An 8,454-nucleotide genomic window follows, 5' to 3' on the forward strand; every position below is an offset into this window, starting at 1 on the left:
AGGTTAATATTTCAACTCCTTGGGATTCTAAGAGTTTTAAATCTTGTAAGGAATCCGAGCCTTCTACCGATAGTTTCGCTCCGCCATTATAAAGTATAATCTTCTCTGGAAGCTTTTCTAATTCTGTGAGCGCATAGATAAATCCTTTCATTAAGGTTTTACCAAGTTGCTCACTCCCTTCTCCCATATGATCCGAGGACAATACAATAATAGTAGATTCCTCTCTAGTATCTGGATTACATAGTTCTTTTGTAGAAACTAACGTAACCTCTTGGCTAGAATTACTCTGAACATTATGACTAGGGTTACTCTGAACATCTTGACTAGAGTTCATCTGAACATCTTGGTTAGAATTATTGTTTTGATGATTAACAACTACTTTTTCTTGATTCGCTATTTCTATACTTATAGCATAATGATCCTGTGCAATTTTTTCAGAAGAGAACTTTAGTTTCATCTGTTTAGCCATTTTCACTAGATTTTGAACAGCAATCTCATTATCTACATAAACTTCAACCATACCATCGGTAAGATCTTTTAATGCTTTTTTAGTCTCTATAACAGGAAGAGGACATTGCATTCCTCTTGCATCAATTGATTTTCTCATTATAACCTCATTTCCGCGCTGTTCTTTGCGCTGAGTGGAGTTCGAAAAATCTTTCACTCTTATTATCTTTCTGTAAATCAAATTTAGCAATACAAACAATTCCTTACTATAATAAAACTTCAGTTCTTGACTAATAAATTGGGAGCGTGTTACTTTATTATAATTTCCTTCTCTTGTAACTTCGTAATCTCTCCGATGATCCCACAAGGCATCTCTAGACTTTCAAGCTCTTCTAATATCTTACTTGCATCCTCAGGTCTTACACTAAATAAAAGCCCTCCTGACGTCTGGGGGTCAAACAGGATTTCTTGCATAGCAAAATCATCTGTTTCAAAATCAATAAAGCTTTCAACAAAATTACGGTTTCTTTGACCAGCTGCAGTTAATAAAAATTCATTAGCATAATCGTAGGCTTCTTTGATATAAGGAACTGATTTACTTTCAATTACAGCAGTATATTCGTTTTGTAGCATTTCATGAAGATGTCCTAAGAGCCCAAATCCGGTAACATCGGTACATGCATGAATCTCGTATTTTCTAATAATTTGAGAAGCATATTTATTTAAAGTAGTCATTGATTTTATAGCCTTATCCATCGCCTCCACGGTAGCTTCTCCTACTCTACCCGCAGTCGCTATAATTCCAACTCCGAGAGGCTTGGTAAGTATTAGCTTATCGTTCGGCTTTACTCCTGAATTTTTTAAAATTTTATCAGGATGAATGGTACCTGTAACTGATAGACCATATTTTACATCTGCATCTGTTATCGAGTGGCCGCCCGCAAGGATTCCACCTGCCTCCATCACTTTATCATTACCACCAGTTAAAATCTTACCTAATATATTTAAATCCATCTTCTCTGGAAAACATACAATATTAAGGGCTGTTATTACATCTCCACCCATAGCATAGATATCGCTTAACGCATTGGTAGCTGCGATTTGTCCAAATATATAAGGATCTTCAACCATAGGAGGGAAAAAATCTAACGTCTGTACAATCGCTATATCGTCTGAAATCCGATATACTGCAGCATCATCTGACCCTTCAAAACCGACCAATAGATTAGGATCCTTTGCCTTTGGTATTTTATCAAGCACATGCTTTAACACTTCAGGCCCTAATTTAGCGGTACAACCACCGCCTTTGCAAAATACAATTTCTTTTTCCATTTCTAAGCTCCTAACCATTTGGGTAATTATGATATATAATCTTCAATTAATACAGTCATAATACCGCCACAAACCATTCCTTCTTCTTCCGCCGCATCTCCGGTTAGATCAACATCAACCATTTTAAATGTATTAGAACCAATCATTTGCCTTGCTTGTCCTATCACTGCAGCTTCGCTACAACCTCCGCCTATACTTCCTAGAATCATACCATCTCTGTAAACAATCATTTTGGCACCAGCTCCTCTTGGTACAGATCCTTTGGTGTGTACGACAGTGATAATTGCTTTCGGAACATCAGATTCCTCTGCTAATACTTGTAATACTTCATAATCCATATCAGAGCAATTTCTCTTTTTTGTATCTAGCGCACCTAATCTCTTATGAGAAATTAATTCAGCTAAGATTGAAATCGCTATCTCTTCCGGTGTGATTGCTCCAATCGCCAAGCCTATTGGTGTATGAACCCTACATAATCGGCCTTGATCGCATCCTTCTGTTTCTAGAGTTTCTTTTACAATTGCAGTACGTCTTCTAGATCCTATCATACCAACGTAGCTTGGTTCCTCCCCCTGACATATACTTTTTAAACAAGTACTATCATAGCGATGACCTCTCGTGATAATCACTACATAATCCGATTCTCTTATCTTTAATTCATCGATGGCATGCTCAAAATTATCGCAAACAACCCGTTTCGCAAGTGGAAACCTCCCCGTATTGGCAAACATAAGTCTATCATCCACAAGAATTACTTGGAAACCTGTTTTTGATGCAAATTCTACAAGAGGAACTGCTATATGACCGCCTCCAAGAATAATTAAACGTTCCTCTGGGTAAAAAGGCTCTGCGATCGTTTGCTCTTCCCCTTGTTTTACATATTGTGGTACGCCCTCCTCTAAGGATTGTTGAATTATCCTGTCTTCATTGGAGCTATAAACCAATCCCTTATTCAAATCAGTACCGATTTTTCCTTCTACCCCAAAAAGATTAGAGACCATACATACTTTTCTTCCAATATGAACATTATCCAAAATTTCATTATATATATTCTTACCCATTTTACGCCTCCATTTTACGCCTCCATTCCTGCGCATGTATTCCTTCATTCTTGTGTATGTTTTCCTTCATTCTTGTGCACTCATTCTTGCGCACGTTTTCCTTCATTTTTGCGTGTCTTATAATTTATGAAGTCTATACCAAGCATTACACAGAGATAATCTTCTGTTATTGAGAGTTTTTTTTCAACCTCTTAACCACGAAATGAATCATTCTTATATCATCCTTACAGCTTTATATTTATATAAAAATTATTCCAGTAGAAGAATATCTTCTGGAGCTACTGTCAGGTAAATCGGAGCATTTTCATGAAAACTACTACTTAACCCACTTTTACTGATTTTCCACAAGATAACAGGGTCTTTTTGGTTGGTTAGATTGAAAAGATTCTTTTCTTCTACCAATGTTTCATCAAACAGCTTAGCTCTACTTATTGTCTTAATATCTTTCTTAGTATCATTCTTATTGTCTTCTATCTGAACCAGCACATTCCACTCAAAAGGAGCTTCCGCAATTTTGTAAATCATACCCGGTAATAGATTTCTTTTATCCATAGGCTCATGGCATGCTTTTAAAGCATGTGCTCTAATACCGATATGAGTTATTTTCTCTGGAATTTGTGACTTAACAGTAAACAGACATCCCCAATCCAAAGCCTCTACCTGGTTATCAGATATTCTAATTGCACGGGAAATATTTTTACAACCAGTTAGCCTTGCAGTCTGAACCTTTCGTGGATTCGCAAAGATTTTTTTCGTTTCTCCAAACTCTAGTATTTTCCCACTGTCAAGTACAATGATATCTTTACAAAAACGATACACTTCATCTCGGCTATGCGTTACCATAACTGCGTCACCATGGTATTCATTTAATAAATCACTCAATAGAATCTGTAGTTCTTCCTTAAGGTAGCTATCCATCGCTGAAAATGGTTCATCAAATAACAATACATCAGGCTCGTATGCAAGCATTCTTGCCAGTGCAACTCTTTGCTGTTGTCCGCCTGAGAGCTTACTTGGATATTGATCTTCTAAACCCTCAAGCTTAAAATTTTCAATCATTTTTAATATTATGCTGTCCTTCTCTCTTTTGGACGCTTTTATTCCAACACCAATGTTCTCATAGACCGTCATATTAGGAAATAATGCGTAATTTTGAAACAAATACCCCACCTTCCTCTGTTGTGGGCTAAGATTTATCTTCTTATCAGAATCAAAAAGAACTTTCCCATTCAGCTCAATATAACCTTTCTCTGGGGTAACAATACCAGCAATACATTTTAAAGTCATACTTTTACCGCATCCAGAGGCTCCGAGGATTCCTAAACAGGATTCCTTTGATTCAAAATCAACCTTTAAGGTGAAATTTTTTAATTTTTTCTCAATGTGAACAATTAAACTCATCTTAACCTTTATTCCGGCGTATCTATGCCTTATATGATTTTTAATATTGTGATTCTGTCTACTTTTTTCTCTTATTTAATGATAAATAGTTCATAAAAGCAATCATAATAAATGATATTAACACTAAAATAATGACATAACGATAAGCAAGATTCATATCGCCAGCAGCAACTGCCGAATATACGGCAATTGGAAGCGTACGCGTCTTTCCAGCGATATTGCCCGCTATCATAGCCGTTGCTCCAAACTCTCCCAGTCCTCTTGCAAAGGATAGGATGGCACCGGACAAAATTCCTGGTAATGCATTCGGTAAGACTATGCTTCGAAATATTTTCCATTCTGACATCCCAAGTGTTCTACCTGCATAAACCAAATTAATATCTACTTGTTCCAAGGCTCCTCTGGCAGACCGGTACATCAATGGAAACGAAATGGTGACAGCCGCTAATACAGTGGCCCACCAGGAAAAAGTGATTTTAAAGGCAAACTGATGAAGCAAGAATTCACCGATAGGCCGTTTTACACCAAAAATATAGAGAAGGAAAAAACCCGCTACCGTAGGTGGCAGCACCATAGGAAGGGTAAATATCCCATCAATGATAATCTTTATTCTTTCGTTTCTCATAGCATATACCATTCTCCCTGCAGCTAATCCAAGGAAAAAGGTTATCACAATGCTAAGAGATGCTGTTTTTAGAGAAATCCAAATAGGTGAATAATCCATGTTTATCTCCACTCTGTCAACGCAATTATGAAATATTTTTATTTTGTACGAACTCCTTACTTAGCTAAAAATCCGTACTTTTCAAATATTGCTTTTGCATCCTCACTTTGAAGGAATTCTACATAAAGTTTAGCAGCTTCTTTCTTCTGTGAAGCACTAACAATACCGATTGGGTAAATTACTGGATCTTTTAAAGTTCCATCCGGTGCATTTGCTACTACAACTACTTTATCTGTTGTTGCTGCATCCGTTGCATATACAACACCTGCATCTGCACTTCCTTCCGCAACCCAATTTAATACTTCAGTTACATTCGTACCAAGACTTGCCTTCTCTTCTACCTTATGAAAGATTCCTAAACTATCAAAGATTTCTTTTGCATATTGACCTGCAGGTACACTAGCTGGATCACCAATCGCAATCTTTTCTGCATTTAAAATATCATCAAAACTTGTTACTTTTGATTCTACGTTTTCCGGAACGATTAGAACAACCTTATTCTCTAATAACGGAACGATTGCTTCTTCCTCTACCATACTGTTCTCTTTTAAAGCATTCATTTGTTTCATTGCCGCTGATAAAAAAACATCCGCATCCAATCCTTCTTCTATTTGAGTTTGTAACTTTCCTGAGCTATCATAAGTACCTTCTACTGTTATCCATGGATACTTATCCTGAAACATTAACTTTAATTCTTCTAAGGATGGTTGCATACTAGCTGCTGCTGCCACTAAAATAGTTACTGGCTCTTTATTTGTTTCCTCTGAATCAGTTTCCTTGTTGCCTTGATTTTCCAATTGATTCGTATTATTAGAATTATTACCGTCTTCCTTAGAACCACCATCGGATTTCTTAGCACATCCCATAGCCAAAATCATCATACTAATTACTAAAATTAAACTTAATATTCTTTTCTTCATTCCTATACCCTTTCATTTTCAAACCCATCTATCATGGTTTACTTCTTATTTTGTACCTTGATAGTTTTCCCTTAGGAAGTCTTTATCTTAGTATTCCTTGCACCTATGTGGAAACGTTCGCGAAGTGTATTTTCTTGTTTATTGTCTAGCGCATTCTGAAGCGGATCCTTTTAGTATCTTAAGCCCATGCTCTAACTCTGATAAAATAACATCCATACTTTCTTTCACTGCCTTAGGACTACCAGGTAAGTTTATGATTAGCGTATGATTACGTAGAACAGAAGCACCACGGCTTAACATAGCTCTTTTGGTAATTTCCATGGAGTAGGCGCGAATTGCTTCTGAAATCCCTGGAACATTTCTTGTAGCAACAGCTAGGGTTGCCTCTGGAGTAACATCTCTTAAGGATAATCCAGTACCGCCTGTTGTTAAGATCAAGTCCACCTGTCTTCCATCGGATAATCTGATTAGCTCCTTCTCAATACGAGACTGTACATCAGGTAAAATAACAGATTCCACTACTTCATATCCTTGCTCTTCTAATATAGACACAAGAAGAGGTCCGCTTTTATCTTCTCTCTCTCCTTTAAATCCCTTATCGCTTAATGTAATAACGGCTACCTGAAACGGTCTGTCTTCCCTTGGCTCTAACATTTTCATATCATCGCCTACACCGATTGTCCCTTCTGCAATAACCTTAGCAAAGACACCCTCTCTTGGCATAATGCAGTCGCCCATCTTATGATAAATCTGGCAATGTGTATGACATTCCTTCCCAATCTGGGTCATTTCAAGTACTACATCATTACACTGAAATCTCGTTCCTACTGGAAGGGTTCTAAAATCAAAGCCTTCTACTACCAGATTCTCACCAAAAGCTCCAAAATCTATCTCAGCACCTTTTTTTCTAAAGTCTTCTATTTTATCAAACGATAGTAAACTAATTTGTCTATGCCAATTTCCACCATGAGCATCTCCTACAATACCCCAGTCTTTTGTCAAATCTGCCTTATCGATACAATGCTTCGACGTACCGCGGCGTTCGCTTATGCATATTGCTTTCACTTTTCCCATTCGTGTCAGCCTCCTATTTTAAACATTTCACTTTTTTCCATATTATCAAAATCTTGCGCCTGGCTATTAGAGTCCTTATTATGTCTTTCAAAGTTGTGTTCCAATGGTTTCTTTTCAATTGCTTTCGATAGCAAGCTCGTTAATTCCGTGTCAGTAGCACCACTTCGCATAGCTGCCATTAAATCAATTCCATCGCCATAGCATAAGCAGGATTTTAAAAAACCTTTGGAAGTTAAGCGAACTCTATTGCAGGAGGAACAGAATTTATGACTGATTGCACTAATAAATCCAATGTTCCCCATCCATTCATCAGAAATAATATACTCCGCTGGGCCAAATCCTCTCCTCATTTTCTGGCTGATTATATTTGGATACTTTTCTTTAATTCTACTTTTAATGTCTTCACCCTTGATTGGCTCGAATTCTTTCCCGTAACCAATCGGCATCATTTCTATAAAACGAACATCCACAGGTAACTTAACTGCTAATTCTGCGATGTCCATAAGTTCTTCTTCATTCACACCTTTTTGCGGAACACAGTTTATCTTTGTAGGAATGCCAGATTTTATTATTTTCTGTAATCCATTCCATACCTTAAGAAATTCATCTCGCCTTGTGATGTTCCTAAAAGTATCTGGATTTAACGTATCAAGACTAACATTAACACCATCTAGTGGTATCCTTGCTAACTCCTCCACATGTTCTTCTAAAAGTACACCATTGGTTGTTAACGTAACATATTCTATACCTGGGATAGCTTTTATATCTGCCATTAATTTTACAGAATCTTTACGAACCAAAGGCTCGCCACCCGTGATTTTAATCTTTCGGATTCCAAGTGTCGAAGCACTTCGACAAATTCGAAGAATCTCTTCGTATGTTAATATAGAATCATGTTCCAACTTTTCTACATCTTCTGGCATACAATAAGTACATCTTAAATTACATCTATCTGTAATTGAAATTCTCATATAATCAATTGATCTTTTATATTGGTCAATCATTCTAACCTCTATTCTAACGCGTTAGCGCCTTTGTATAATGCCTGTCAAGCTTGTAGAGTATCATAAATTGCTGGCGAAAACTTTACTTTTGGGCTTATTCACTTCTATCTTTACGGTTGTTAAAATACCCACTTTTCCCGCCAGACTTTTCAGCAAGATAAATAGAGCCAATCTCCATTGTTTTGTCAATGGCTTTACACATATCGTAAATCGTTAATAACGCTACGCTTACTCCCGTCATAGCTTCCATTTCTACACCTGTTTTCCCTGAAACCTTTACAGTACAGGAAGCTTCAATCTCAAGGCTATCCTCAATCATAAGAAACTCTATAGATACCTTAGTAAGGTTTATTATATGGCATAACGGAATCAGGTCAGAAGTCTTCTTTGCTCCCATAATTCCTGCAATTCTAGCGACACCAAGAACATCACCTTTTTTTGCTGTACCAAGTTTTACTGCCTCGAAACATTCTTTGCTAACTTTAATTCTT

The 8,454-nt window shown here is 37.0% G+C and carries 9 protein-coding genes; all 9 read right to left on the reverse strand.

What is annotated here, in order from left to right; translation table 11 throughout:
- Positions 1-607: sulfurtransferase-like selenium metabolism protein YedF (yedF, locus tag RTP52_RS08290; protein WP_312370475.1), on the reverse strand; the 607-nt coding region annotated here is incomplete at its 3' end.
- A 149-nt stretch (positions 608-756) separates the two neighbouring features.
- Positions 757-1,779 (reverse strand): selenide, water dikinase SelD, encoded by a 1,023-nt coding sequence (selD, locus tag RTP52_RS08295; RefSeq protein ID WP_312370478.1) that lies wholly within the window; start codon positions 1,777-1,779, stop codon positions 757-759.
- Positions 1,780-1,805: 26 nt separating this feature from the next.
- The gene (locus tag RTP52_RS08300) at positions 1,806-2,840 is read right to left on the reverse strand and encodes an XdhC/CoxI family protein (RefSeq protein ID WP_312370481.1); all 1,035 of its coding nucleotides are present in this window, start codon (positions 2,838-2,840) and stop codon (positions 1,806-1,808) included.
- A gap of 249 nt (positions 2,841-3,089) precedes the next feature.
- Positions 3,090-4,241 (reverse strand): sulfate/molybdate ABC transporter ATP-binding protein, encoded by a 1,152-nt coding sequence (locus tag RTP52_RS08305; protein WP_312370483.1) that lies wholly within the window; start codon positions 4,239-4,241, stop codon positions 3,090-3,092.
- 58 nt (positions 4,242-4,299) lie between these two features.
- The gene (gene modB / locus RTP52_RS08310; RefSeq protein WP_312105959.1) at positions 4,300-4,965 is read right to left on the reverse strand and encodes a molybdate ABC transporter permease subunit; all 666 of its coding nucleotides are present in this window, start codon (positions 4,963-4,965) and stop codon (positions 4,300-4,302) included.
- Positions 4,966-5,021: 56 nt separating this feature from the next.
- Positions 5,022-5,885 carry a molybdate ABC transporter substrate-binding protein gene (gene modA / locus RTP52_RS08315; RefSeq protein ID WP_312370485.1) on the reverse strand — a complete coding sequence of 288 codons (864 nt, stop codon included), beginning with the start codon at positions 5,883-5,885 and terminating at the stop codon, positions 5,022-5,024.
- Positions 5,886-6,023: 138 nt separating this feature from the next.
- Positions 6,024-6,959 carry a molybdopterin-binding protein gene (locus RTP52_RS08320; protein WP_312370486.1) on the reverse strand — a complete coding sequence of 312 codons (936 nt, stop codon included), beginning with the start codon at positions 6,957-6,959 and terminating at the stop codon, positions 6,024-6,026.
- A 5-nt stretch (positions 6,960-6,964) separates the two neighbouring features.
- Positions 6,965-7,963 (reverse strand): GTP 3',8-cyclase MoaA, encoded by a 999-nt coding sequence (gene moaA, locus RTP52_RS08325; protein WP_312370489.1) that lies wholly within the window; start codon positions 7,961-7,963, stop codon positions 6,965-6,967.
- A gap of 94 nt (positions 7,964-8,057) precedes the next feature.
- Positions 8,058-8,454, reverse strand: a 397-nt coding sequence (gene moaC, locus RTP52_RS08330) for a cyclic pyranopterin monophosphate synthase MoaC (protein ID WP_312370491.1), incomplete at its 5' end; no start/stop codon positions are given.

The sequence above is a fragment of the Lachnoclostridium sp. genome, assembly GCF_031997925.1.
Taxonomy (GTDB): Bacteria; Bacillota; Clostridia; order Lachnospirales; family Lachnospiraceae; genus Lachnoclostridium.